Annotated in this window: 19 protein-coding genes; 7 read left to right on the top strand and 12 right to left on the bottom strand. The window is 73.7% G+C overall.

Translation table 11 applies throughout. The annotated features are described in order from the left end of the window. The first annotated feature begins 69 nt into the window (after window positions 1–69). Window positions 70–1,659 carry an MDR family MFS transporter gene (locus ACWD4U_RS17420; RefSeq protein ID WP_449787218.1) on the top strand — a complete coding sequence of 530 codons (1,590 nt, stop codon included), beginning with the start codon at window positions 70–72 and terminating at the stop codon, window positions 1,657–1,659. Between the two features lie 156 nt (window positions 1,660–1,815). Here ACWD4U_RS17420 and ACWD4U_RS17415 read toward each other — a convergent pair whose 3' ends face one another. Beyond that, a complete protein-coding gene (locus tag ACWD4U_RS17415; protein WP_363462069.1) occupies window positions 1,816–2,721 on the bottom strand; it encodes an HhH-GPD family protein in 906 nt (301 codons plus the stop codon). 35 nt (window positions 2,722–2,756) lie between these two features. Further along, window positions 2,757–3,515 (bottom strand): rhomboid family intramembrane serine protease, encoded by a 759-nt coding sequence (locus ACWD4U_RS17410; RefSeq protein WP_363462071.1) that lies wholly within the window; start codon window positions 3,513–3,515, stop codon window positions 2,757–2,759. Window positions 3,516–3,649: 134 nt separating this feature from the next. Between ACWD4U_RS17410 and ACWD4U_RS17405 the strand changes: the two genes are divergently transcribed. Next, on the top strand, window positions 3,650–4,528 hold the full coding sequence (locus ACWD4U_RS17405; RefSeq protein ID WP_363462073.1) for a hypothetical protein: 879 nt from the start codon (window positions 3,650–3,652) through the stop codon (window positions 4,526–4,528). Window positions 4,529–4,644: 116 nt separating this feature from the next. Here the strand turns inward: ACWD4U_RS17405 and ACWD4U_RS17400 are convergent, their stop codons facing one another. Further along, a complete protein-coding gene (locus ACWD4U_RS17400) occupies window positions 4,645–5,928 on the bottom strand; it encodes an MFS transporter (protein ID WP_363462074.1) in 1,284 nt (427 codons plus the stop codon). 103 nt (window positions 5,929–6,031) lie between these two features. Between ACWD4U_RS17400 and ACWD4U_RS17395 the strand changes: the two genes are divergently transcribed. Next, window positions 6,032–6,649: an ArsR/SmtB family transcription factor gene (locus ACWD4U_RS17395; protein ID WP_363462076.1), complete on the top strand. Its 618-nt coding sequence runs from the start codon at window positions 6,032–6,034 to the stop codon at window positions 6,647–6,649. 7 nt (window positions 6,650–6,656) lie between these two features. Here ACWD4U_RS17395 and disA read toward each other — a convergent pair whose 3' ends face one another. Beyond that, window positions 6,657–7,763, bottom strand: a complete 1,107-nt coding sequence (gene disA / locus ACWD4U_RS17390; RefSeq protein WP_363462078.1) for a DNA integrity scanning diadenylate cyclase DisA — start codon at window positions 7,761–7,763, stop codon at window positions 6,657–6,659. Window positions 7,764–7,860: 97 nt separating this feature from the next. Next, window positions 7,861–9,381 (bottom strand): DNA repair protein RadA, encoded by a 1,521-nt coding sequence (gene radA / locus ACWD4U_RS17385; protein ID WP_363462080.1) that lies wholly within the window; start codon window positions 9,379–9,381, stop codon window positions 7,861–7,863. Between the two features lie 147 nt (window positions 9,382–9,528). Here radA and ACWD4U_RS17380 point away from each other — a divergent pair, with 147 nt between their 5' ends. Continuing rightward, window positions 9,529–11,277 carry a BACON domain-containing protein gene (locus tag ACWD4U_RS17380; protein ID WP_363462082.1) on the top strand — a complete coding sequence of 583 codons (1,749 nt, stop codon included), beginning with the start codon at window positions 9,529–9,531 and terminating at the stop codon, window positions 11,275–11,277. A gap of 256 nt (window positions 11,278–11,533) precedes the next feature. Here ACWD4U_RS17380 and ACWD4U_RS17375 read toward each other — a convergent pair whose 3' ends face one another. The 3 genes from ACWD4U_RS17375 to ACWD4U_RS17365 are packed head-to-tail and all read right to left on the bottom strand — an operon-like array spanning window position 11,534 to window position 14,879. Next, complete coding sequence (locus ACWD4U_RS17375) at window positions 11,534–12,205, bottom strand: GAP family protein (protein ID WP_363452430.1); 672 nt, start codon at window positions 12,203–12,205, stop codon at window positions 11,534–11,536. A gap of 19 nt (window positions 12,206–12,224) precedes the next feature. Further along, on the bottom strand, window positions 12,225–13,556 hold the full coding sequence (locus tag ACWD4U_RS17370; RefSeq protein ID WP_363452428.1) for a DUF1254 domain-containing protein: 1,332 nt from the start codon (window positions 13,554–13,556) through the stop codon (window positions 12,225–12,227). A 27-nt stretch (window positions 13,557–13,583) separates the two neighbouring features. Then, entirely contained in the window at window positions 13,584–14,879 is a 1,296-nt protein-coding gene (locus ACWD4U_RS17365; protein ID WP_363452426.1) for a DUF1254 domain-containing protein, read from the bottom strand. A 181-nt stretch (window positions 14,880–15,060) separates the two neighbouring features. Here ACWD4U_RS17365 and ACWD4U_RS17360 point away from each other — a divergent pair, with 181 nt between their 5' ends. Beyond that, a complete protein-coding gene (locus ACWD4U_RS17360) occupies window positions 15,061–16,053 on the top strand; it encodes an NAD-dependent epimerase/dehydratase family protein (protein WP_363452424.1) in 993 nt (330 codons plus the stop codon). 174 nt (window positions 16,054–16,227) lie between these two features. Here the strand turns inward: ACWD4U_RS17360 and ACWD4U_RS17355 are convergent, their stop codons facing one another. After that, window positions 16,228–17,316 (bottom strand): family 2 encapsulin nanocompartment cargo protein polyprenyl transferase, encoded by a 1,089-nt coding sequence (locus ACWD4U_RS17355; protein ID WP_363452422.1) that lies wholly within the window; start codon window positions 17,314–17,316, stop codon window positions 16,228–16,230. A 23-nt stretch (window positions 17,317–17,339) separates the two neighbouring features. Then, complete coding sequence (locus ACWD4U_RS17350; protein WP_363452420.1) at window positions 17,340–18,743, bottom strand: family 2B encapsulin nanocompartment shell protein; 1,404 nt, start codon at window positions 18,741–18,743, stop codon at window positions 17,340–17,342. Between the two features lie 347 nt (window positions 18,744–19,090). On the opposite strand from ACWD4U_RS17350, the gene ACWD4U_RS17345 reads away from it, so the two are divergent. Continuing rightward, window positions 19,091–20,182 carry an ATP-grasp domain-containing protein gene (locus tag ACWD4U_RS17345; protein WP_363452418.1) on the top strand — a complete coding sequence of 364 codons (1,092 nt, stop codon included), beginning with the start codon at window positions 19,091–19,093 and terminating at the stop codon, window positions 20,180–20,182. Between the two features lie 15 nt (window positions 20,183–20,197). On the opposite strand, the gene ACWD4U_RS17340 is transcribed toward ACWD4U_RS17345, so the two are convergent. After that, entirely contained in the window at window positions 20,198–20,767 is a 570-nt protein-coding gene (locus ACWD4U_RS17340; RefSeq protein ID WP_363452416.1) for a methylated-DNA--[protein]-cysteine S-methyltransferase, read from the bottom strand. A 413-nt stretch (window positions 20,768–21,180) separates the two neighbouring features. Continuing rightward, window positions 21,181–21,405, bottom strand: a complete 225-nt coding sequence (locus ACWD4U_RS17335) for a hypothetical protein (RefSeq protein ID WP_363452414.1) — start codon at window positions 21,403–21,405, stop codon at window positions 21,181–21,183. Between the two features lie 192 nt (window positions 21,406–21,597). On the opposite strand from ACWD4U_RS17335, the gene ACWD4U_RS17330 reads away from it, so the two are divergent. Then, complete coding sequence (locus ACWD4U_RS17330) at window positions 21,598–22,947, top strand: chloride channel protein (RefSeq protein WP_363452412.1); 1,350 nt, start codon at window positions 21,598–21,600, stop codon at window positions 22,945–22,947. Window positions 22,948–23,425 lie beyond the last annotated feature (478 nt).

The following is a 23,425-nucleotide window of genomic DNA, read 5'->3' as shown; positions in this document are numbered from 1 at the left end:
CTAGCCGGTCGTCAAGTAAGTGAAGCCGCGGGGCCCCGCGGCTACCTCACGCCCCGGGAGAGAAGCACGATGTCAACCGCCAAGTCCGAGGCCGCTCCAGAGGAGCCGGCAGTCGCTCCCGGGAAGGCCGACGAGTTCGAGCAGCGGCCGCACAAGGAGATCCGCCTGGTCATGGTCGGCCTGGTGATCACCATGCTGCTGGCCATGCTCGACAACCTGATCGTCGGCACCGCGATGCCCACCATCGTCGGCGAGCTGCACGGCTCCGAGCACATGTCCTGGGTGGTCACCTCGTACACCCTGGCCACCGCCGCCTCCACCCCGATCTGGGGCAAGATCGGCGACCTGTACGGCCGCAAGGGCTCGTTCCTGATCTCGATCGCGATCTTCCTGGCGGGCTCGGCGCTGTCCGGGCTCTCCCAGTCGATGGACCAGCTGATCGCCTTCCGCGCCGTCCAGGGCCTGGGCGCCGGCGGTCTGATGGTCGGCGTGATGTCGATCATGGGCGCGCTGGTGGCCCCCCGCGACCGCGGCAAGTACCAGGGCATGTTCGCCGCCGTCATGGCGCTGGCGACCATCGGCGGCCCGCTGATCGGCGGCTTCATCACCGACCACCTCAGCTGGCGCTGGACCTTCTACGTCAACCTGCCGCTGGGTGCGATCGCGCTGGCCTTCATCGTCATCGTGCTGAAGCTGCCCAAGGTCCGCTCCAACGCGAAGATCGACTACTTCGGCTCGGCGCTGCTCACCATCGGCATCGTCTCGATGGTCCTGATCACCACCTGGGGCGGCCACGATTACGCCTGGGGCTCCAAGCAGATCCTCGGCCTCGGCGCCCTCGCCGTCGCCTCGCTGATCGGCTTCTGCTACGTCGAGCAGCGGGTCGCCGAGCCGGTCATCCCGCTGGGCCTGTTCCGCAACCTGAACTTCACCATGGTCTCGATCATCGGCTTCATCGTCGGTTTCACCATGTTCGGCGCGGTCACCTTCCTGCCCACCTACCAGCAAATCGTCCAGGGCGCCTCGGCGACCAACTCCGGCCTGCTGCTGATGCCGATGATGTTCGGCATGCTGGTGATCTCCCTGGTCGTCGGCCAGGCCATCACCAAGACCGGCAAGTACCGGATCTACCCGATCATCGGCACCGCGGTGATGGCCGGCGGCGCGCTGCTGCTCTCCACCCTCGCCGTGGACACCTCCAGCTTCGCCTCCGCCTGCTACATGGTGGTCCTCGGCGCCGGCATGGGCTTCCTGATGCAGGTCACCATGCTGGTCGCGCAGAACAGCGTCGGCCTCAAGGACATGGGCGTCGCCTCCTCCTCCGCCACCCTGTTCCGCACCATCGGCGGCTCCTTCGGCGTCGCCCTGTTCGGCACGCTCTACACCAACCGCCTCACCGACACCCTCAAGGGCGCCGGCATGGGCGGCAGCCAGAGCACGTCCTCGATGACGCCGGCCATGCTCAAGAACATGAAGCCGGAGCAGCTGTCGGTCATCCAGCACGGCATCGCCAACGGCATGCACACCGTCTTCCTCTGGGGCGCCGTGATCAGCCTGATCGCCGTCGTCGCCGCCCTCTTCCTCCGCGAGGTCCCGCTCCGCGGCGGAGCCCAGGCCGCGGAGGCGAAGGCCGAAGCCGCGCTTGAAGGCGTGGCCTGAGACCCGCCAGGGGCTCGGGGAACTGCGAGGCGAGTGACGGTCGGTCTCGACTGCGCGGTGGGTCTGGAGGCTTCGGGAAACCAGAAGCACCCAGACGCACCGCGCCCTTCAACCCGACAGCCACTCGCGCCGCCGTTCCCCGGGCCCCTGTTGTTCTTACTGGGGCAGCCGATAGGTTCCGGGCCCCACGGGTTCGACCAGGCCGTCGGCCACCAGCCCGTCGAGGGCGCGGGCGCGCTGGATCGGTTCGGGCCAGACGACGTCCAACTGGCCCTGGGTGACCAGGCCGTGGGCGTCCCGGAGGACGGCGAGCAGTTTGCCCCGGACCTGCCGGTCGGTGCCCTCGTAGGACTGCCCGCGGCGTGCGGGGCCCTGGTACGGCGGGCAGCCGGCCCGCTGCCAGGCGCAGTCGGTGCGCAGCGGGCAGGTCCCGCACTCGGGTCCGCGCGCGGTGCACACCAGGGCGCCGAGTTCCATCACCGCGACCGCCCAGGTGGCGGCCCGCTCGTCGGTGGCGGGGAGCAGTTCGGTCGCGGTGCGCCGCTCCGCGGCGGTGGTGGCGTTGGCGGGGTACTCGACGCCGGTGACCGCGCGGGCGAGGACCCGCCGCACGTTGGTGTCGAGCACCGCGTGCCGCTGCCGGAAGGCGAACGAGGCGACCGCCGCGGCGGTGTACTCGCCGACGCCGGGGAGGGCGAGCAGCGCCGCGTGGTCGTCGGGGACGACGCCGCCGTGCTGTTCGGTGATCGCGGTGGCCGCGGCGTGCAGGCGCAGCGCCCGGCGCGGGTAGCCGAGCCGCCCCCACATCCGTACGGCCTCGCCCGGGGCGTCGGCGGCCAGTGCGGCGGGGGTGGGCCAGCGCTCCAGCCAGGCGGCGTACGCGGGGAGCACCCGCTTCACGGGCGTCTGCTGGAGCATGAACTCGCTGACCATCACCGCCCACGGCGAGGCGTCCGGGTCCCGCCAGGGCAGGTCGCGGGCGTTGGCCTCGTACCAGCCGATGACGGTCGTGTGCAGCGCGTCGGTGGCGCCGGGGGTGGGTGTCGATGCTGTGGCAACCATGGCCCCTCGATCCTCCCACGGCGGGCGGGGCGGCCTCAGAGGCCCAGGTCGTCCAGTTCCTTCAGCAGGTCGGCGCGCGGGCTGGCCGGGGCGTTGCCGATGCTCTTGCCCGCGGTCCGGCCGGAGTTCTGTGCGGGCAGCACGGTGCCGCCGCCCGTGCCGGAGTTGAGCGAGGCCGCCCTGCGCGGGCCCCGGGTGCGGAAGATCCAGGCCCCGACCAGGCCGCCGAGCAGGCCGCCGAGGTGGCCCAGCCAGGACACCCCGGGGGTGCCGGGGATCGCGGTGGTCAGCAGGTAGGCGAAGGAGGCGCCCATCACCAGGCCGATCAGCGAGTCGATCAGGTTCCGGTCGAACAGGCCGCGCAGGACCACGTAGCCGAAGTAGCCGAAGATCACGCCGCTCGCGCCGACGGTGACCACGTTCTCCCGCTCGAACAGCCACACCGCCATGCCGCTGGTGACCACCAGCAGGGCGGTCAGGCCGAGGAACTTGCGCACGCCGCGGTAGGCGGCGAGGAAGCCGAAGACGAACAGCGGGCCGGAATTGCCTTCCAGGTGCTGCCAGTTGAGGTGCAGGAACGGCGCGGTCAGCACGTACGGGAGGCTGCCGACGTCGTGCGAGCGGATGCCGTGCAGCAGGGCGATCCGCCCGTCCATCAGCCAGTTCGCCAGCTGGAACGCCCAGACCAGGCACAGGAAGCCGAACATGGTGAAGAAGGCCCGGCGGGCCTCGGCGATCAGCTGGGCGGGATCGAGGGCGGGTGCGCCGGCGGCGGGGTCGTGCTCGGTGGCCATGGGGGCGACCCTAGCGCGCGGTGCCTTCGGGGCCGAGTCCCCCGTCCGGAGCAAATGGCGGATCATGTGAAGGAAGTGGCCCCGGTGCGGTGTTGATGCGTCAACAGGTGCACACAGTCTCGTATTGTTTGCCCGTGCCCTCTCTGCGCCAGCCCGTTGGACCGCTGCCCGCTTCGATCTACTGGCGGCGTCGCCTCGTCGTGCTCGTCGCCGCGCTGGCGGTCGCCGGCGTGGTCGGCTGGCTGGCGTTCGGCTCCGACGGGAACGGCTCGGACCGCAAGAACTCCGCCCAGGGCAGCCCGCTCCCGGCGCCCGCGCAGTCCATCACCCCGGGTGCCTCGCCCACCGGTTCGGCGATCACCACCCGCCCCGGCGGTACCGGCGGCGGCAGCGTCTCCGGCGGGGGCGGCGGCGAGGTCAGCCTGACCAACGGCGGCACCGGCACGGGCTCCGGTGGCACCAACCCCTCGGCCGGTAGTGGCGGTTCGGCCTCTCCCGCGGGCAGCGGCGGCGGCAGCGGAGCCGCGGGCGGCGCCGGTGGTGCCGCCGCGGGCGGGACGGGCGGCGGCGCGCCGGCCGTGAACACCGCCGAGGTGATGGCCCTTCCGGTGTGCACCGCCTCGCAGCTCTCGCTGGAGCTGGCCAGCGCGCAGAACGCCTACCAGCCGAAGGACCGGCCGCGCCTGGCGCTCACCGTCCGCAACACCTCCGGCTCCGCCTGCCGGGTCGACCTCGGCCGGGCCGCCTCCACCCTGACGGTCACCTCCAGCGCGGGCGAGCGGATCTGGTCCTCCGGCGACTGCCCCACCGACCGCTCCGCCACCTGGGCCCAGATCGCGGGCAACAACGGCCTCACCGAGACCTTCAACTGGGACCGCACCCGCTCCAAGCCCCAGTGCGCCAGCGCCGACCCGGCCGCCGCCCAGCCCGGCAACTACCTCATCCAGGCCGACCTCACCGGCCCCGCCGGCGGCCCCCTGTCGGCCCGCACCTCCGTCCGCCTGGACGCCTGAGCACCGCTGCGCCACCGTCAGAGATCCTGACCGGTACCGGAGTTCGTTCGGCACGCTCTTCATGACGGTGCGTCATCCTCTCCGGGTCCGCGATGGGTCCGTAACGGGTCCGCGGGTCACTTCGGCCAGCTGGTGCCGCGCAGCGAGCGCCCCAGGGTGAGCGGCAGCAGGCCCGCGCCGAGCGCCGCGGCGAGCGCCAGCAGGACGGTGCCCGGTGCGAGGAGTTCCAGCAGGAGGCCGGCGGCCATGGTGCCGAGCGGGATGCCGGCCATCAGCAGCGTCATCGTCCCGGCCATCGCGCGGCCGCGCATCGCGTCGGGCACCCGCTGGAAGACCAGCACGTCGAGCATGACGCGTAGCGAGGGGACGCCCAGGCACATCACGGTGAGGGCCGCGAAGACCACCACGGGGCCGTGCGCCAGGGCGGGCACGACGAAGGTCAAGGCGCCCGTCCAGGCCACCGCGAGGAGCAGCGCGCCGGGCGGCAGGAGGCGGTGCAGGCGGCCGACCAGCAGGGCGCCGAGCAGGCCGCCGACGGCCTCGCCGGCCAGCGCCAGGCCCACGCCGGTGGTGGAGGTGCCCTGCTGGCGCAGCAGGACCATGACGGTCAGCAGCATGGCGGTACCGGCCAGGTTGAGCGCGAGGGCGACCAGGACGGTGGCGCGCAGCACCGGCGTCGCGAACAGGTAGCGCAGCCCGGCGAACGCGGCGCCCTTCTCGCGCCCGCCTCCTGACGCCTCGTCACCGCTCTCGGGTCGCCCGTCGAACCGCACCGCCAGCGACGCCCCGAGCGAGAGCGTGGAGGCGGCGACGGTGGACAGGAACGGCACCGCACGGCCGAGGCCCAGCAGGAAGCCGGCCAGCGGCGGTCCGACCAGGGCGGCGCCGCTGACCCGGAGTTCGTCCTGGGCGAGGGCCTGGCGCAGCTGCTCGGGCGGGACCACCGCGCGCAGGGCGAGCATCCGGGCGGGGCCGCCGTAGGCCATGGTCGCGCCGATCACCGCGGCGGCGACCAGGGCGTGCGGGACGGTGAACCGGTGGGCGAGCAGCGCGAGGACGACGCTGAGCGCGGCGACCAGCCGGGCGGTGTCGGCGGCGATCAGCACCCGCCGCCGGTCGTACCGGTCGGCGACCGTGCCGCCGTGCAGTCCGAAGACCACCGAGGCGCCGAACTGCACCGCGCCGAACGCTCCGGCGACGGTCGGCGAGCCGGTCATCGCGAGCAGCAGCAGGGGGTACGCGGTGTCCGCCACGCACGTCCCGAGCATCGCCGAGGCCGAGCCGCCCCACAGCAGCTGGAAGCGCCAGTTCCGCCGCAGCGGCACCACCGCCTCGACCGCCTCGACCGAAGTCTCCTGGACCACCGTCATCACGCCCACCCCGTTCACATCCCGGCGCATGTTCACGCCTGAGCAACCATTCACGATGATGTGAATGGTTGCATGGATGCGAATGATTGCGCAAGCGTTGACGCTGTGGCTGAATGTGAACGTGGTTGATCAGATGAAAGAGCGCGAGGTCACGGACGTCGCGACGTTGAAGGCACTCGCCGATCCGCTGCGGCTGGCGGTCATCGGGGCGTTGATGAGGCACGATCCGACGCCGCTGTCGGTGAAGGAGATCGCGGCGGAGCTGGAGGAGGCGCCGACCAAGCTGTACCGGCACATCAAGCAGCTGGAGCAGGCCGGGCTGGTGTTCGTCGCGGAGACCCGGCTGGTGTCGGGGATCGTGGAGAGCCGTTACCGGTCGGCGCAGCAGACCCTGCGGCTGTCGCCGCAGGTCTACACGGAGGGCGACGAGCCGCCGGCCGCGCTGGGCGCGATCCTGGCCGCGATGGACCTGGTGCGCACCGACTTCCAGCGGCACTTCCTGGCGGGGCGGATCGACCTCACCCCGGCGTCCCAGGGCAACCCGCGGCCCAGCAAGTTCGCGCACGCCACCGTCAGGCTCACCCCGGAGCGGCTGCGGCTGCTGCGCACCCGGCTGGACGAGGCGCTCGACGAACTGTTCGCGAACGACGACTCGGCGGACCCGGACGCGGTCGAGGTGAACCTGTTCGCGCTGGTGTACGCGGTCACCCCGCCGCAGGCCGCCGAGGACTCACCGCCCGCCGGGGACTGACGGACGGTCAGACGTACCGCTCCAGGATGGAGGACTCGGCGAGCCTCGACAGCCCCTCGCGGACCGAGCGGGCCCGGGTCTCGCCGACGCCCTCCACGGTCTGCAGGTCGTCGATCGAGGCGGCGAGCAGCTTCTGCAGACCGCCGAAGTGGTCGACCAGCCGCTCGATGACGGTGTTCGGCAGCCGCGGCACCTTGGCGAGCAGCCGGTAGCCGCGCGGCGAGACCGCGGAGTCCAGCGACTCCGGGGTGCCGGTGTAGCCGAGCGCCTTGGCGACCGTCTGCAGGTCCAGCAGCTCGGCGTGGGTGAGGGCCTCCAGGTCGGAGAGCACCTCGGTGACGGTGCGGCCCTTCTTCGCGGCCCGGTCCGGGAAGTAGTCGCGGACCACCAGTTCGCGCTCCGGCTCGACGCCGGCGATCAGCTCGTCCAGTTGCAGCGACAGCAGCCGGCCGTCGGTGCCGAGCTCCAGCACGTACCCGGCGATCTCGCCGGCGATCAGCCGGACCATCTCCAGGCGCTGCACCACGGCCGAGACGTCCCGGACGGTGACCAGGTCCTCGATCTCCAGCGCGGACAGGGTGCCGGCCACCTCGTCCAGCCGGAGCTTGTAGCGCTCCAGGGTGGCCAGCGCCTGGTTGGCCCGGGACAGCACGGTGGTGGAGTCCTCCAGCACCCGCCGCGTCCCGTTGACGTACATCGCGATCAGCCGCATCGAGTGCGAGACCGCGACCACCGGGAAGCCGGTCTGCCGGTTGACCCGCTCGGCGGTGCGGTGGCGGGTGCCGGTCTCGTCGGTGGGGATGTTCGCGTCCGGCATCAGGTGCACGCCCGCGCGGAGGATCTTGGTGAGGTCCTTGTCCATGACCACCGCGCCGTCCAGCTTGCACAGTTCGCGCAGCCGGGTGGCGGTGAACTCGACGTCCAGCACGAAACCGCCGGTGCACAGCGCGTCCACGCCCTTGTCGAAGCCGAGGACGATCAGGCCGCCGGTGTTGGCCCGGAGCACCCGCTCCAGTCCGTCCCGCAGCGCCGTGCCGGGCGCGATGGCACTGAGGGAAGCCCGCAGCAGGGCCTCCTCGCGGGGGGACTTGTCCGCCCGGTCGCTGGCTGCCACGTGACTCCTTGGGCCGACGGTCTGTCTGTTATTACTGCACTTGATGGCGATTAGACAGGGTGAAGTCTAACTGCGTGCGGCAATAACGGGACGTGGGTCAGCCGAGTTCGTCCGAGTCGACCGGCTCCCAGCCCGTCATCAGCTCGTCGGCGTACGCCACGGCCGGCTCCGGAACCCGCTCCCGGACGGCGCCCCGGCCCGCCGCGGCACCCTGCGGCGCGGCCTCCTGACGGGGCTTCGACGGGCGGCGGCGGCCCGGGATCGCCCGCAGCGCCTCGCCGATGTCGGAGACCTCCACCACCTTCATGCCCGGCGGGACCTTGCCCGGGTCCGGCGGCACCAGCGCGTGCGTGAAGCCCAGCCGGTGCGCCTCGGCCAGGCGTCGCTGCACCCCGGTCACCCGCCGCACCTCGCCGGCCAGGCCGACCTCGCCGATCGCCACCAGGTTGCTCGGCAGCGGTGTGTCGGTCGAGGAGGAGGCCACCGCCAGCGCGATCGCCAGGTCCGCGGACGGCTCGGTGAGCTTCACCCCGCCGACGGTGGCGGTGTAGATGTCCTGCTTGCCGAGCTTCACCCCGCCGTGCCGCTCCACCACCGCCAGGATCATCGCGATCCGCGGCGACTCCAGGCCCGAGGTGGTGCGCCGCGGCGAGGGGATCTGCGAGTCCACCATCAGCGCCTGCACCTCCGCCACCAGCGGGCGCTTGCCCTCCAGGGTGACGGTCAGGCACGTCCCGGCGACCGGCTTGTCACGGCGCGTCAGGAACAGCCCGGACGGGTCGGCCAGGCCCACGATGCCCTCGTCGTGCAGTTCGAAGCAGCCGACCTCGTCGGTCGCGCCGTAGCGGTTCTTGACGCCCCGGATCAGCCGCAGCCGGGCGTGCCGGTCGCCCTCGAAGGACAGCACCACGTCCACCAGGTGCTCCAGCAGGCGGGGGCCGGCGATCTGGCCGTCCTTGGTGACGTGGCCGACCAGCAGCGTCGCCATGCCGCGCTCCTTGGACGCCCGGATCAGCGCGCCCGCCACCTCGCGGACCTGCGCGGGTCCGCCCGGGGCGCCGTCCAGCTCGGCGGAGGCGATGGTCTGCACCGAGTCCAGGATCAGCAGCCCGGGGCTCACCGCGTCGATGTGCCCGAGCACCGCGCCCAGGTCCTGCTCGGCGGCCAGGTACAGGTGGTCGGAGAGCGCGTTGATCCGGTCCGCGCGCAGCCGGACCTGCCCGGCCGACTCCTCGCCGGTGACGTACAGCGTGCGGTGCCGCTCGGAGGCGGCCTTGGCCGCGACGTCCAGCAGCAGCGTGGACTTGCCGACGCCCGGCTCGCCCGCCAGCAACACCACCGCGCCCGGCACCAGGCCGCCGCCGAGCACCCGGTCCAGCTCCGGCACGCCGGTGGAGCGGGCGGTGGCGACCTGCCCGTCGACCTGCCCGATCGGCTTGGCGGGCGAGGAGACCGGCCCGGCCGCGGTGGTCCGGATCGGCACCGCGCCGTACTCCTCGACCGTGCCCCAGGCGTTGCACTCGGGGCAGCGGCCGACCCACTTGGGCACCTGGTTGCCGCACTCGGTGCAGCGGTACGCCGGGCGGGGTTTGGCGGTGGTCTTGGCGCGGGGAGGCATGCGGGCAACGGTAGCGGGCGGCGCCGACATCGCCGCGCCGGTCGGGCCGCCCGTCCACACGAACAAGGGCACGGTCCTGTTACCCGAAAGAAGTACAAACCGCCGAAATCGGCCGGCGGCGGCTCCGTGCTGCCTACCGTCGGTCGGGTGACCCCCAGCCACCCGAGCCCCGTCGGCCCGTCCCCGCTCCTGCGGGCGTACGCCGCCAGCGTCGACGGGCTGTTCACCTACTGCCTGTCCGTGCTCTGCGAGCACGAGGCGGCCACCACGGCCGTCACCGAGGTCCGCGACCTGGCCCTGCGCCACGGCGACCGCCTCACCGACCCGGCGCTGCAGCGCGCCTGGCTGTACGCGCTGGCCCGGCACCGCTGCCTGGCCCGGCTGGAGCGCGCGGGCGACGCGCCGCCGTCCCCGCCCCGGCCCGCCGTCAGCCCCTCGCTGGCCCGCGAGCGGCGCCGCGAACTCGCCTCACTGGCCTGGCCGGAGGCGGCCGGCACCGACCCGGAGCAGCGCGAGGCGCTGGAGCTGGCGGTCCGCCACCGGCTCGCCGCCGAGGAGGTCGCCGCGGTGCTCGGACTGGCCGCGCCGGACGCCGCGGCGCTGCTCGACGCCGCGGGCGCCGAGGTCGGCCGGACCAGGACGGCGCTGCTGGTGCTCGGCGTCGGCAGCTGCCCCGAGCTGGCGCAGCTCGGCGGGGTCGGCGCGGAGAGCTGGCGGGGCTGGGTGCTGGGTCCCGCGCTGCGCCGGGAGTTGGTGCTGCACCTGGTGGAGTGCCCGACCTGCCGGGGCACCGCGGAGCGGGTGGCGGGCCAGCTGGGCCACGGCCTGGCCGGACTGCCGGGGCTGCCGCTGCTGTCCGCGCCGGTCCGGGTGCGGCTCGGCGTCGGCGCCGCGGACCGGCTGCCGAGCGGCTCGGCGGGTGCGGCCTTCCTGTCCGGCGCGGCGGCCGGGCACCGGGCCGCGCAGGCGGGGCCCGGCGAGGAGCCCAGGTTCGACCAGCGCGGCTTCCCCCGGCACCGGGCCCCCGCGCCGGTGCGCGGCTCGGCGGTCCGGCAGCGGATGGTGACCACCGGGGTGCTGGCGGCGGTGCTGGCCGCGCCGGTGGTGGCGCTGTGGGGCGCGCACCGGGACGGCGGGGCGGGCCGCCCGGCCGCCGCGGTCTCCTCGGTGCGGGTCGACTCGCCGGACGCGGCCGCCCCGGCCGGCGGCCCGGCCCCGGACGTCCCGGCAGCGGCGCTGCCGCCGGCCGTCGGCACGCTGGAGCTGGCCGGTGCGGTGGCCGCAGAAACGTCCCTCCCGACCGTCCAGGGCCCGGCCGTCCCGGTGCCCTCGCACGGCTCGGCCCGGCTCTCCAGCCCCACCCTGGCCGCCGAGCCGTCCCGCCCGGCCGCCCCCGCTCCGGCCCAACTGACCGTCGAGGCAGGCGAGTACGGCAACCGCACGGTGCTCACCCTGACCAACTCCGGTGGCAGCCCGCTGGCCTGGCACGCCGTCATGGACGTCGACTGGCTGCGGCTGAGCCGCGACTCCGGCACCCTCGCCCCCGGCCAGCGGATCACCGTCACGGTCACCGTGGACGAGACCCGCGCCCCGCAGACCCAGTGGACGGCACGCCTCGCCCTGCCGCCGTCCACCGCCGTCGTCACCCTGGAGGGCGGCCCCGACCACCGCGGCCTGCCCACCCCCGACCCCACGCCCACCGACCCGGCCACCCCGACCCCGCAGCCCACCCCCACCTCGAGCGGCACCCCGACCCCCGACCCCTCCCCGACCCCCGAGCCCAGCACCCCCACCCACAGCCCGAGCCCCACCCCCAGCACGCCGCCCGCCCCCTCCCCGACCCCGTCCACCACCACCCCCACGAGCCCGTCCCCCACGGCCCCGACCCCGTCCTGACGGACCGTCGGCAGTCCATCGCCTCCACGGACCCGTGCCCGGCCACCCGTCACCGTCCTGACGGACCGTCGGCAGTCCCTCACCTCCCCGGCGGGGGCGCGCCTTGCGCATCACGCCAGGTCGGCGTCCGACGAGAAGCCGGCGAGGTGCGTGCCCGGCGGCGACCGCCCGGCGTGAGCCGCCGGGACGGGGTCGGCGGGAACGACTCCGTCCCGGCCGAGGTGTGCCGGGGGTACGGGGCTGCGGCGCGGCCGTCTCAGCCGGTCAGGCCCGAGAGCGCGTCGCCGACGTACTTCACGCCCAGCACCACGAACAGCACCAGCATGATCGCCGCGTTGTGCGCGGCCATCCACGCCTTCCACTCGCCGAGCACCTTCGCCGCCCCGTCCCCGCCGAGCAGGTACACCCCGAGCGGCACCGTGGTGCACAGCGAGCCGATCAGCACCAGCAGGGCCGCCGCCAGCGCCTTCCCGCCGCCGCTCGCACCGCTGGTGGCGATGGAGACCGCGCCGCCGACGGCCAGCACCAGGTTCTTCGGGTTGGCGGCGACCAGGGCCGCCGCGAGACCCGCGGACCTCGCCGGGGTGAAGGCGTCGATCGCCCGCATCCAGCTAGGCGGCTCGGTGACGTGCCCCTCCCGCGAGCGGCCGCGCCACTGCCGGCCCGCCAGCAGCAGGAACAGCACGCCCAGTGCCAGCTTCAGCCAGGACGACCAGTCGGACCCGCCCCCGCCGGCCCCGATGCCGGAGCCGGCCGCCACCACCACCGCGGTGACCGCCGCCAGCGCCGCCACCCAGCCCGCCGTGAACGCGATCCCGTTGGCACGACCGCGCGGGGTGGCGAGCATCAGGACCACTGCGATCAGCGGCAGCGGGGAGATCGCGATGCCGACCGCGGAGGCCAGCATCGGCCCGATCGCCTCGCCCATCGCCGTGCCCTCCTCCCGGTCAGCGCGGCTGGATCATCGGCAGCCGGTAGCTGCCGTCCAGCACCGCCTCCTGCGGCTGGTACATCCGCACCATCGGCCGGAACCCGCCCTCCGGCGTGGGCAGCCAGTTCGCGAACTCCTCGGCCCGGTCCGGCCGTTCGCGCTGCAGCCAGAGGGTCAGCGACCCGTCGGCGCCGTACACCAGCCCCGGTGTGCGGTCGCCGATCGAGTACCGGTCGATCTCGTTGGCGACCAGCAGGTACTCGGGGACGCCGTACATGGTCACCGACCAGAACGCGTGGACCGGCGGCGGCTGTTCGAACCGCAGGGTGTAGGCGCGGGAGCCGTCCAGCGGGACGCCGTCCGCGTCGTGGTAGGTGGTCGCGTAGGCCGCCTCGTACGCGTGGTTGCCCCACAGGCCCATCCGGGCGGCCACCGCACGGGTCAGGTAGCCGGCCCGGCGGTCGGCGGTCCGCCACTGCGGCTCGTCCCGGGTGCCGGGGCCCAGGAAGTCGACGTTGTAGTCGAACAGGTGCAGGTTGGCCGTCCACTCCCCGGTGGCCTCGCCGGACTGCCGGGTCGCCGCCTCCACCCGCTCGCGGCCCGCCGCCAGGCCCCTGGCCAGCGCCGCCGTCCACTCGGCCGGCCCGTCCAGGTACGGCGAGCGCCCCTGGTCGAGCAGGCCGATCGGGGCGAAGCGCTGCTGGTACTCGACGTCCGGCCCGGCCGGCGGGAACGCCGCCGCCCACACCCGCAGCTTCTCCAGCAGCGCCAGCGCCTCCGGCACCCCCGGATCGGGCTCCGGCAGCCCGGCCAGGACGCCGACCGGCGCCGGCGGAGTCAGCGTCAACCCCCGCTGCAGCTCCCGCACCCGGCCGAGGTCCTCAGGCCCCGCGCAGGCGTTGCGCACCGCGATCGCCGCCACCGTGGTCGGCGAGCTGATCACCGGTACCCCTTCGGGCGGGGTGCCCTGCCAACCCGGCGGCGCCAGCAGCCAGGTCTGCTCCGCCGTGCCGGACGAACGGCGGCCCACGTAGGCGAAGTTGTCGGTCCAGGCGTCGATGAACTGCAGCACGTCGTACGCCCCGCCGGTGTCCGGCACGTGCAGCAGCAACGGCCCGCCGGACAGGTCGAGCGGGGCCACCGAGTACACCGTGTCGTTGTTCACCGACACGAACGCCGAGTCGGGCGTGGCCAGTTGGGCGGCGTGCCCGAAGGTGTTCCACGCGGTCGCACCGATCGAGCTCATGCCCTTGCGGTGGAAGGTGTCCACCATGGTCAGGCCGGCGACCAGCGGGTAGCCGTACACGAAGGCGTCGGCGGCCAGCATCTCGGGCGTGGCGTCAGCCATGCGAACGTCCTTTCCTGCTCTGCGGGTTCAGCGGAGAGTGGGCTCGGGCAGCCGCCAACGGCCGTCCAGCAGCTCGGGCCCGGGGCCGTACGCGCGCACTGCCACGAAGTACGGGCCCTCCGGCGCCGGCAGCCAGTTCGCCGACTCCGCCGGCCCGCCCGGCCGTTCGTGCTGGACGTACAGGGTCAGCGACCCGTCCGCGCCGTACACCAGCCCCGGCGTGCGGTCGCCGATCGAGTACCGGTCGATCTCGTTGGCGACCAGCAGCCGCTCCGGGAGCCGGTACACGGTCGCCGACCAGAAGAACCGCGCCTGGGGCAGCCCCCCGGCCGGGAAGTGCAGCACGACCGGCTTCCCGCCGCCCTCCTGCGACACCCAGCCGCCGTACCAGGCCTCCTCCTCCGGCAGCCCGTACAGGCCCTTGAACGCGCCGCGCGCCCGGTCCAGGTACCGGGTGCCCAGCTGCTCCCGGGTGCCGAACAGCCCCGCACCGGTGGTCGCCCCCTCGGCCGCCTCCGCCAGCCGCGCCCGGCCGTCCGCGATGCCCGCCAGCAGCGCCTCGCGGACCTCCGCGGTCAGCGCGGCCGGCTCGAAGTCGCCGCCTCCGACGCCCAGTTCGGCCAGCTTGCTGCGCAGCTCGGCCTCCGCCGGCAGCACCGGGAAGAAGCCCAGCAGGAAGTCCAGGTAGGAGAAGAACTCCAGCGTCCCGAGCACCTCCTCGCCCCGCCACACCGGCCACACCGGCTCCGCCGCGACCGGCCGCGGCGTCCCCAGGTGCTCGCTCAGCGGCTTCAGCACGTACCCCGCCTGCACCCGCTCCAGCTCCGGCACGTCCGCGGGCCCCGCCAGGTACGTCCGCCCGAGGATGCCGACCAGGTTGGTGTCCGCCCGCAGCACCCCGTCGAAGCCCTCCGGCGGCTCGGAGCGGTGCCCCGGCCCGGCGATCAGGAACCGACCGGCGCCGTTCCCGGTGGTCCGCGACCCGACGAAGCCCACGTACGCGGTGTCCAGGTCGTGCACCGGCAGCACGTGGTACCGCTCGGTGGCCGGCACCTCCAGCACCCACGGCTCGGCCCGCAGGTCCAGCCACGCCCACGAGTACGGCGTGTCGTTGTTCGGCGTCACCACGTCGGTGTTGTCCGGGGTGAACGGGTGCGGGTAGTGCCGGAACGTGCCGAAACCCCCGACGTACCGGGGGTCCGCGTCGTCGATCGCCTGCGGGTAGATCGTCCGGTAGTTCTCCAGCAGCGGATAGCCCCACACCCAGGCGTCCGCCGCCGTCTGCCGGACCGTCGCCGGATCCACGATCGCCGGATTGCCCATGCCGACCACCCTTCTCCCCCGACAAAAGGGAACACTCAGACAAACCGGTACACCCGGATGCTATGCGCCCCACCCCCGCCCGGCACCTCGGCCCTCCGACGCCCCGTCAGCTGACGCCCCGTCGCTCCGCTCCCAGTGAACGTGCGGGTACCCGCCCGCCGCCCGGGACAGGCTGACCGGCATGGACATCCTTCTGCTCGGCGGATCCAAGTTCCTCGGCCGCGCCTACGCCGCCGAGGCCCTCGCCCGCGGCCACCGGGTCACCACCTTCAACCGCGGCGTCAGCCGCACCGACCTGCCCGGCGTCGAAGCCGTCCACGGCGACCGCACCAGCGCCGACGACCTGCGGCGCCTGGTCGACGGACGCCGCTGGGACGCCGTCATCGACACCTCCGGCCAGCAACCGCACGACGTCGCCACCGCGGCCCGGCTGCTGCGCGACCGCGCCGACCACTACAGCTTCGTCTCCTCGGTCCACGCCTTCGCCGACTGGCCCGCCCTGCCCGTCGACGAGAACTCCCCCACCCACGACTGCCCCGGCGACGTCCCCGCCGACCAGCCCTTCAGCAACGCCCTCAAGGCCGGCTGCGAACGCGCCCTCACCGAGAACTTCGGCCCCACCGCCATCCTCAACTGCGGCCTGCTGATCGGCCCCCACGAACCCATCGGCCGCCTCCCCTGGTGGCTCGACCGGATCGCCCGCGGCGGCCGCGTCCTCGCCCCCGGTGCCCCCGACAACCCGATGAGCCTGATCGACGCCCGCGACTTCGCCGCGTTCGGCCTGCTGGTCGCCGAACAGGGCCTCACCGGCCGCTACGTCACCACCGCCCCCGTCGGCGCGACCACCACCGGCGAGCTCCTCACCGCCTGCCGCACCGTCACCGGCTCCGACGCCGAGTTCGTCTGGACCCCCGACGCCACCCTCCTCGCCGCCGACATCGCCCCCTGGGTCGAACTCCCCATCTGGGCCCCCACCATCGACGGCTGGCACGGCACCTGGCACGCCGACCCCACCAAAGCCGTCACCGCCGGTCTCCGCCCCCGCCCCCTCCTCGACACCGTCCGCGACACCTGGACCTGGCTCGAATCAGGCGGCCGCAAGGAGGTCACCTACCAGCAACTCGACACCCCCCTGGGGATCGACCCCGAAAAGGAGCGCCAGCTCCTTTCCTAAGGGGCTCGGGGATTCTTTAGGGGCCCGGGGAACGGCGGGGGTGCGTGGCGGCCAGGGTCACAGGGCGCTGCAAGGTCCCGGCGCATGGACGTCTCCAAGACCCACAGCCGACTTCAGACCGTCCGCCACTCACCTCGCAGTTCCCCGAGCCCCTGTCTTCTCCCCGCCGTCCGCCTAATAGGTCCGGCGTGTCACCAGCTCCGCCAGCGCCAGCAGTTCGTCCGCCTGGGAGGGGTCCGGCACTGCCGTGGCCAGGTGGCTGATGGCTGCGGCCATCCGCTCGCACGACTCGCCCTGGGCCCAGGCACGGCCACCCGCCCGGTCCACCGCGTCCGCGGCCTGGGCCAGCTCCGCAGGACTGAGCGGTCGGCCCAGCCCGTACAGCTCGGCGAGTTCCTCGCCCGCGGGCGTGCCGGAGCGCAGCGCGTACACGACGGGCAGCGACTTCTTCCTCGCGGCGAGGTCGGCCCCGACCGGCTTGCCGGTCACCGCGGGGTCGCCCCAGATGCCGATCAGGTCGTCGATCAGCTGGAAGGCGAGTCCGATCTCGCGGCCGAAGGCGTCCATCGCGTCGGCGGTCGCCACGTCCGCCCCCGCGTACAGCGCGCCGATCGCGCAGGCGGAGCCGAGCAGCGCGCCGGTCTTCCCCTCCGCCATCGCCAGGCATTCGGCCAGGGTGACGTCCGCGCGCTGTTCGAAGGAACAGTCGGCCTGCTGGCCGGCGCACAACTCGACCACGCAGTCGGCGAGTCGGCGCACCGCCGCGGCCGCGGCCGGGTGCGGGTCCTCGGCGAGCATTCGGAGGGCGAGCGAGTGCATCGCGTCGCCCGCGAGGATCGCGCCGGTGGTGCCGAACACCCGCCAGGCGGTGGGGCGGTGGCGGCGGGTGTGGTCGCGGTCGAGGACGTCGTCGTGCAGCAGGGTGAAGTTGTGGACCAGCTCGACCGCGGCGGCGGCACGGACCGCGTCCTGCGGGTGGCCGCCGACGGCCTGGCCGGCGGCGAGCACCAGCGCGGGGCGGATCGCCTTGCCGGAGCCGCCGGCGCTGGGGGTGCCGTCGGCCTCCAGCCAGCCGAAGTGGTAGCCGGAGACCAGCCGCATGGAGTCGGGCAGGGTGTCGACGGCGGCGCGCAGGGCCGGGTCGACGATGGTCCGGGCCCGGGTGAGCAGGGCGACCGCCTCCGCGGCGTCCCGTCCGCTCTCCTGGTGTTCGGGGCCTGCGCTGTCGCCGTGCCGGTCGCGTTCGGGTGCGGTGATGGCCATGGTGGTCCTCCCCCTCGGAGCGGTCAGTGCCAGTGGGCGGTGTCGACGTTCTCCAGCACGCCGACGGCGTCGGGGACGAGGATCGCGGCGGAGTAGTAGGCGCTGACCAGGTAGGAGATGACGGCCTTCTCGTCGATGCCCATGAAGCGGACGTTCAGGCCGGGCTCGACCTCGTCCGGCAGCGTGCCGGGGATCAGGCCGACCACGCCCTGGTTGTCCTCGCCGACCCGCATGGCCAGGATCGAGGTGGTGTTGCCGACCAGCGGGATCTTGTTGCAGGTGAGGATGGGGGTGCCGCGCCAGCTGGGCACGGTCTTGCCATCGACCTGGACGGCCTCGGGGTACAGGCCGCGGCGGCTGCACTCGCGGCCGAAGGCGGCGATCGCCTTGGGGTGCGCGAGGAAGAACCGGGTGCTGCGGCGGCGGCAGAGCAGCTCGTCCATGTCGTCCGGGGTGGGCGGGCCGGAGTGGGTCTGGATCCGCTGGTCGTACTCGGCGTTGCGCAGCAGGCCGAACTCCGGGTTGTTGACCAGCTCGTGCTCCTGGCGCTCGCGCAACGCCTCGATGGTGAGCCGGAGTTGGTGCTCGGTCTGGTTCATCGGCTTGTTGTAGAGGTCGGCGACCCGGCTGTGCACCCGCAGCACGGTCTGCGCGACGCTCAACTCGTACTCGCGCGGGGAGAGTTCGTAGTCCACGAAGGCGGTGGGCAGCTCGTGCTCACCGGCGTGGCCGGCCGACATGCCGATCTCGGCCTCGCCCTTGCGGTTCTGCGGCAGCTGGGAGTCGGCGATGAAGTCGAGGATCTGCGCGCGCAGCGCCTCGGAGCGGTCGGCGAGTTCCTGGAAGGCCGGCCAGGAGAGCACCAGCACCGTGCCGGCGGTGGCGGCCTTGACGCCGTAGGGCCAGCGGCGGTCGGCGAGGGTGAGCGCCTCGTCGCCGATGTGGTCGCCGTCGGCGAGGGTGCCCAGGACGGTGGCGTCGCCGTACCGGCCGGTGCCGATCTTGTTGACCTTGCCGTGCGCGACCAGGAAGACCTCGTCGATCTCCCGGCCCTGCTCGATCAGCACCTCGCCGGCCGCGAAGTCGCGCTGGACGAAACGGCCGGCGAGCTCCTCCAGCAGCGCGTCGTCCGGGAAGCCGCGCAGCACCGGGACCTCGCGCAGCGAGGGGGGCACCACCCGGAGCGCGCCGCCGGTCTGCGCGAAGCTGACCCGGCCGCGGCCGACCGCGTAGCTGAGCCGTCGGTTGACCCGGTAGGTGCCGCCGGAGACCTCGACCCACGGCAGCATCCGCAGCAGCCAGCGGTTGCTGATCTCCTGCATCTGCGGCGCGGACTTGCTGGTGGACGCCAGATTGCGGGCGGCGGCCACCGAGAGGCTGGTCTGCGACCCTGCCTGCGGAATTCCGGCGGTCGTTTCGGTCGTCATTTCCGAGGGGCCCCTGATCGTGTCGACGGCACGTTGCGGCAACCATGCTGACGTCCATTCAGGTGAGGCGGCAATCACTCGTGAGGGTGATTCAGTTGTGCGAAATTAATAGTGCGACCGGTGCGACCGTTCGATCACCGTTCGATCTCCGGTGCCCTCCGCGGGGCCGCCCGGACACCCCGTCGACACCCCCGCTTCGAGGTGTTCCCGCAGCTCGCCGACCCGCTGTTCGAATCGCTGCGGAACAGCGCTAAGGTGGCCCCCTCACCGGCATGGTGACCGGCGCCACAGGCAGTGCGGACAGGTCGGTGACCTCCCATCGGCATGCCCTTCTCAGGGAGACCTCCGTGATCGCGCCCGTCCGCGTCTGGCTGAACCGTACCTACGCCGAGAACGTCTTCTTCATCGACCTGCTGCGGGCCGCCCAACGCCCGGTCCAGGTCCTGGCCACCCACGTCGATCCCGACTCCCCGGTGCTCGCCGCCGCCGACCTGGGCATCCTCGAACCGGACGGCCTCTCCCCCGACGCTTACGTGGAATTCGCCCTGGAATTCTGCGCGCGCCACGACGTGGACGTCTTCCTCCCCCGCCTGCACCAGCTGGCCATTTCCCTGCGCCGACGGGAATTCGAGGCCCTCGGCACCGTACTGGTCTGCCCGCCCGCCGCCGCGATCGCCCTCTTCACCAGCAAGGTCGACGGCTACGAGGCGATGGACGCCGTCGGCCTGCCCACCCCGATGTGGCGCCCGGCCCGCGACGCGGCCGAACTGCTCGCCGCCGTCGAGGAGATCGAGGCCACCGGCGCCCAGGCCTGCCTGAAGCCCGCCAGCGGCGCCGGCGGCGAGGGCTTCCGGGTGCTCACCCGCGAGCCGTTCAGCCTCCGCCGGCTCGCCGGGTACGTCGATGCAAGCGTCCAACTCGACCAGGTGCTGGCCGCGTTGGACTCCGCCACCGAGCCCGCCGACCTGCTGGTGATGCCGTTCCTGAGCGGCCCCGAGGTCTCCGTCGACTGCCTGGCCGACCCGGACGGCCGGGTCCTCGCCGCGATCGGCCGCACCAAGCAGGGCCGCCGCCGCGGCTTCACCGTCGACCCCGCCTACCTGGAACCTGCCCGCCGCCTGGTCGAGGAGTTCGGCGTCGGCTTCCTCTCCAACGTCCAGTTCCGCCACGACCGCGGCCGCCCCGTGGTGCTGGACGTCAACACCCGCCCCTCCGGCGGCCTGCACCAGGTCCGGCTGTGCGGCCTCAACCTGCCCGCCGCCGCCATCGAACTCGCCCTCGGCGCCCGCCCGCTGCTCCCCAGCACCGGCGAACTCACCCTCGACGACTACGCCTTGGTGCCCACCATCCAGGCACTGCTGCCCCGCCAGGCCGCCGCCCCCGCACTGGAGCGGGTGCCCGTCGCGAGTGAACTCCTGCACGCCGCAGCCGCGTTGTAGGCCACACCGGAAGGCTCATCCGGCCGGACCGTCCCAGCCCGCCGGACCGTCCCAGTCCAGGGTCGCCGGCAGGGCGCCCTCCAGGGTGAGCAGCCAGCGCTTGACCTCCACGCCGTGCCACGCGCCGCCGAAGCCGCCCAGGCCGTCGGCGGCCACCACCCGGTGGCACGGCACCAGCAGCGGCAGCGGGTTCGCCCCCATCATCTGCCCCACCGTCCGGGCCGGCACCCCCGGCTCGGACGGCCCGCCGAACACCCCGCTACGGGCGGCGAGTTCGCCGTACGTGATGGTCCGCCCGTAGCCGACCTCCGCCAACAGGCACTGCAGCACCGCCCGGTGCGGGCCGGACGCGAACCGCCAGTCCAGCGGCAGCCCCAACTCCCGCCGCCGGCCCGCGAAGTACTCCCCCACGCGAGCCGTCACCAGCCCCCGCCGACGCTCGTCCGTGCACTCCGGCACCCCGATCGGCCGCCCCGCGAAGCTGTCCCCCGCATAGCTGGCCACCGCCACCCCGTCCGCCGTCACCCCGAACCGCATCACCCCACTCGGCAGCGGCGTCGCCACGGTCACCCAGGACAGCTCCATGCCGCCAAACCTACTACCGGCCCCCGACCACCGGACCCGCCTCCAGCCACTGAAGGCCTCCGCAGCACCCCGCCTCCCCCCTTCCCTCCCCGCACAACTCCGCCGGAGGCACCCCCCGATCCCGGGCCCCGGCAGAGCCGCATGCCACCCCCAGCCTCCAACCGGCCGCGTCCCCCTCCCCCACAGCCCCGCCGGAGGCACCCGCCGATCCCGGGCCCCGGCAGAGCCACATCCCACCCCCGCCTCACCCTCTCCCCTCCCCCACAGCTCCGCCGGAGGCACTCGTCGCTGCCTCCGGCGAAGCCGCATGCCCCCCGCCTCCGACCAGCCGCGCCCCCCTCTCCCCTCCCCCCACAGCTCCGCCGGAGGCGCTCGTCGCTGCCTGCCTCCGGCGAAGCCGCATGCCGCCCCGGTCAGAGGTGCTCGCGCAGGTAGCCGGACAGGGTGCGGCTCCAGGAGGCCAGCTCGGCGCGGTCCGCCGGGTCGCCGCCGCAGAGGGCCGCGAGCTGGGTCTCGGAGAGCTGTCCGCCCGCGGCGAGGGCGGAGAGTCCGGCGAGCATGGAGCTGAGTCGTTCGGCGTCGGCGTGGCTGAGCATCACCAGCGCGTCGGTGTGTCCGATGGTCATCGAACCGGGCATCTCGTCCTCCTCTGGTCGACCTCCGTACCCCGCCCTCCGTCCACCGTACGACCGGCCCGGCAGGCCCGCTCGGGTGTGCGCCTCGCCCGTTCGGCTCACCCCGTTGGCCGCGCTCGGCTGGACGTCGGACGGTCGAAGGACATGTGCCCGGCGGATCCCGCACCGCCGGTCGACGAAGTACTGGGAGCGCAGATGCCAGAGCAGGCCGCCGCCGGTCCGTCCCAGCCGCCCAGCCTGCGCGAGCTGCTCCTCACTCCCGGCTACGGGCGGCTGCTGCTGATCTCGGGTCTGGTCGGCATTCCGGTCTCGCTGGCGGCGTTCGGCTTCGTCAGCCTGGAGCACGAGTTGCAGCACTGGGTGTGGGAGAGCTTCCCGGAGCAATTGGGCTACAGCCGCGCGCCGTGGTGGTGGCCGCTGCCCGCGCTGCTGCTGGCCGGCCTGCTGCTGGTGCCGATCGTGACCCGGATGCCGGGCCGGGGCGGGCACATCCCGGTGCACGGACTCGGCGGCCCGCCCACCCTGCCCGTCGAGGTGCCGTCGGTGGTACTCGCGGCGCTGGCCTGCCTGCCGCTCGGCACCGTCCTCGGTCCGGAGGCGCCGCTGATGGCCCTCGGCAGCGGCCTGGCCCTGCTGACGGTCAGCGCCGCCAAACGCTCCGCCAGCCCCCGGCTCGCCCCGGTGCTGGGCGCGGCCGGCTCGACCGCGGCGATCTCCACCATCTTCGGCAGCCCGCTGGTCGCCGTGGTGATGATGCTCGAGGCCGCCGGGCTCGGCGGCGCCCAGCTCACCGTGGTGCTGCTGCCCAGCCTGCTCTCCGCGGGCATCGGCGCGCTGGTCTTCACCGGCTTCGGACACTGGACCGGACTGGCCATCGGCGCGCTCGAACTGCCGTCGGTGCCCCAGGCGCAACTGCCGGACGCGGGGGACTTCCTCTGGGGCATCCCCACGGCCGTGGTGATCGCGCTGGTGATGGTGGCCTGCAAGACCCTCGGCTACCGGGCCGCCGCGTTCACCGCCCACCGCATCGCCGGGCGCACCGTGCTCTGCGCCGCCCTGGTCGGCGTCTGCATCACGGGCTACGCGCTCGCCACCGGCCGCTCCCCCGAGGAGGCCGCGCTCTCCGGACAGATCGCCCTCGGCCAGCTCGCCGCCGACCCGCAGTCCTGGTCGATCGGCGCCCTGCTCGCCCTGGTCCTCTTCAAGGGCCTGGGCTGGGGCATCGCCCTCGGCTCCATGCGCGGCGGCCCGATCTTCCCCGCTGTGCTCATCGGCGCCGCCCTCGGCATCGCCGCCGGTGCCCTCCCCGGCTTCGGCATCGAAGCGGGCCTCGCCGCGGGCCTCGCCGCCAGCACCGCCGCCGTCACCCGCCTCCCCGTCACCAGCACCGTCCTCACCACCGCCCTCCTCGGCGCCCAAGCCGCCGACTCGGCCCCCCTCCTGATCGTCTCCGCCGTCGTCGCCTTCCTCACCGCCACCTTCGTCCACCGCATCGCCCCCACCCCGGACGAGGACCACGCCCCGGTCCCGACAACCACCGCCTGACGCAGCGTCAGGCTTCAGCACTCCGGATGACATCGCGCAGCCGCCTCGCTGCCCGGTCCCGCCACCCACCCGCCGCACCGCCACCCGGACGGTCCTGAAGATGCTCCCGACCACCCGCCGCCGCTGACCCGGAAACACCCGTGCGGCATATCCGCTGTTCAAGCCTCTCGCAGATCGAGTCCGCGTGACGGGTACCGCCGGAGCTGCTCCCACGCGGCCGCGTTCCTACCCGGCACGACTACGGCATGGCCCAGAGGGGTCGGGCCCAGTGCACTGGTCATGGCTTCTGCCAGCGGTTCCGACCGTCCTTGGCGGGCTTGCACACTGCAGCGCCTCCGGTGTCCGAGACGCCGACCGCCCCTTGGGGGGCACAGAACGCGCCGTAATGCACACCCTGTTGCGCGCTACCTCCGCCGCCATCACTGGTGTGAGTGGGTTCAGGCGCCGGAGGCTGTGGCGGCACCGTCTCATGCGCGGG

It is taken from the genome of Kitasatospora sp. NPDC002522, from assembly GCF_053595195.1.
Note: the sequence above shows the minus strand (reverse complement) of the source record. Positions and strands in the feature narration are given on the sequence as shown.

Excerpts from the sequence above, each read along its gene's own strand:
- ACWD4U_RS17420 (WP_449787218.1), top strand. The coding sequence starts at position 70 with ATGTCAACCGCCAAGTCCGAGGCCGCTCCAGAGGAGCCGGCAGTCGCT.
- ACWD4U_RS17415 (WP_363462069.1), bottom strand. The coding sequence starts at position 2,721 with ATGGTTGCCACAGCATCGACACCCACCCCCGGCGCCACCGACGCGCTG.
- ACWD4U_RS17410 (WP_363462071.1), bottom strand. The coding sequence starts at position 3,515 with ATGGCCACCGAGCACGACCCCGCCGCCGGCGCACCCGCCCTCGATCCC.
- ACWD4U_RS17400 (WP_363462074.1), bottom strand. The coding sequence starts at position 5,928 with ATGCGCCGGGATGTGAACGGGGTGGGCGTGATGACGGTGGTCCAGGAG.
- ACWD4U_RS17395 (WP_363462076.1), top strand. The coding sequence starts at position 6,032 with ATGAAAGAGCGCGAGGTCACGGACGTCGCGACGTTGAAGGCACTCGCC.
- radA (WP_363462080.1), bottom strand. The coding sequence starts at position 9,381 with ATGCCTCCCCGCGCCAAGACCACCGCCAAACCCCGCCCGGCGTACCGC.
- ACWD4U_RS17375 (WP_363452430.1), bottom strand. The coding sequence starts at position 12,205 with ATGGGCGAGGCGATCGGGCCGATGCTGGCCTCCGCGGTCGGCATCGCG.
- ACWD4U_RS17370 (WP_363452428.1), bottom strand. The coding sequence starts at position 13,556 with ATGGCTGACGCCACGCCCGAGATGCTGGCCGCCGACGCCTTCGTGTAC.
- ACWD4U_RS17365 (WP_363452426.1), bottom strand. The coding sequence starts at position 14,879 with ATGGGCAATCCGGCGATCGTGGATCCGGCGACGGTCCGGCAGACGGCG.
- ACWD4U_RS17360 (WP_363452424.1), top strand. The coding sequence starts at position 15,061 with ATGGACATCCTTCTGCTCGGCGGATCCAAGTTCCTCGGCCGCGCCTAC.
- ACWD4U_RS17355 (WP_363452422.1), bottom strand. The coding sequence starts at position 17,316 with ATGGCCATCACCGCACCCGAACGCGACCGGCACGGCGACAGCGCAGGC.
- ACWD4U_RS17350 (WP_363452420.1), bottom strand. The coding sequence starts at position 18,743 with ATGACGACCGAAACGACCGCCGGAATTCCGCAGGCAGGGTCGCAGACC.
- ACWD4U_RS17340 (WP_363452416.1), bottom strand. The coding sequence starts at position 20,767 with ATGGAGCTGTCCTGGGTGACCGTGGCGACGCCGCTGCCGAGTGGGGTG.
- ACWD4U_RS17335 (WP_363452414.1), bottom strand. The coding sequence starts at position 21,405 with ATGCCCGGTTCGATGACCATCGGACACACCGACGCGCTGGTGATGCTC.
- ACWD4U_RS17330 (WP_363452412.1), top strand. The coding sequence starts at position 21,598 with ATGCCAGAGCAGGCCGCCGCCGGTCCGTCCCAGCCGCCCAGCCTGCGC.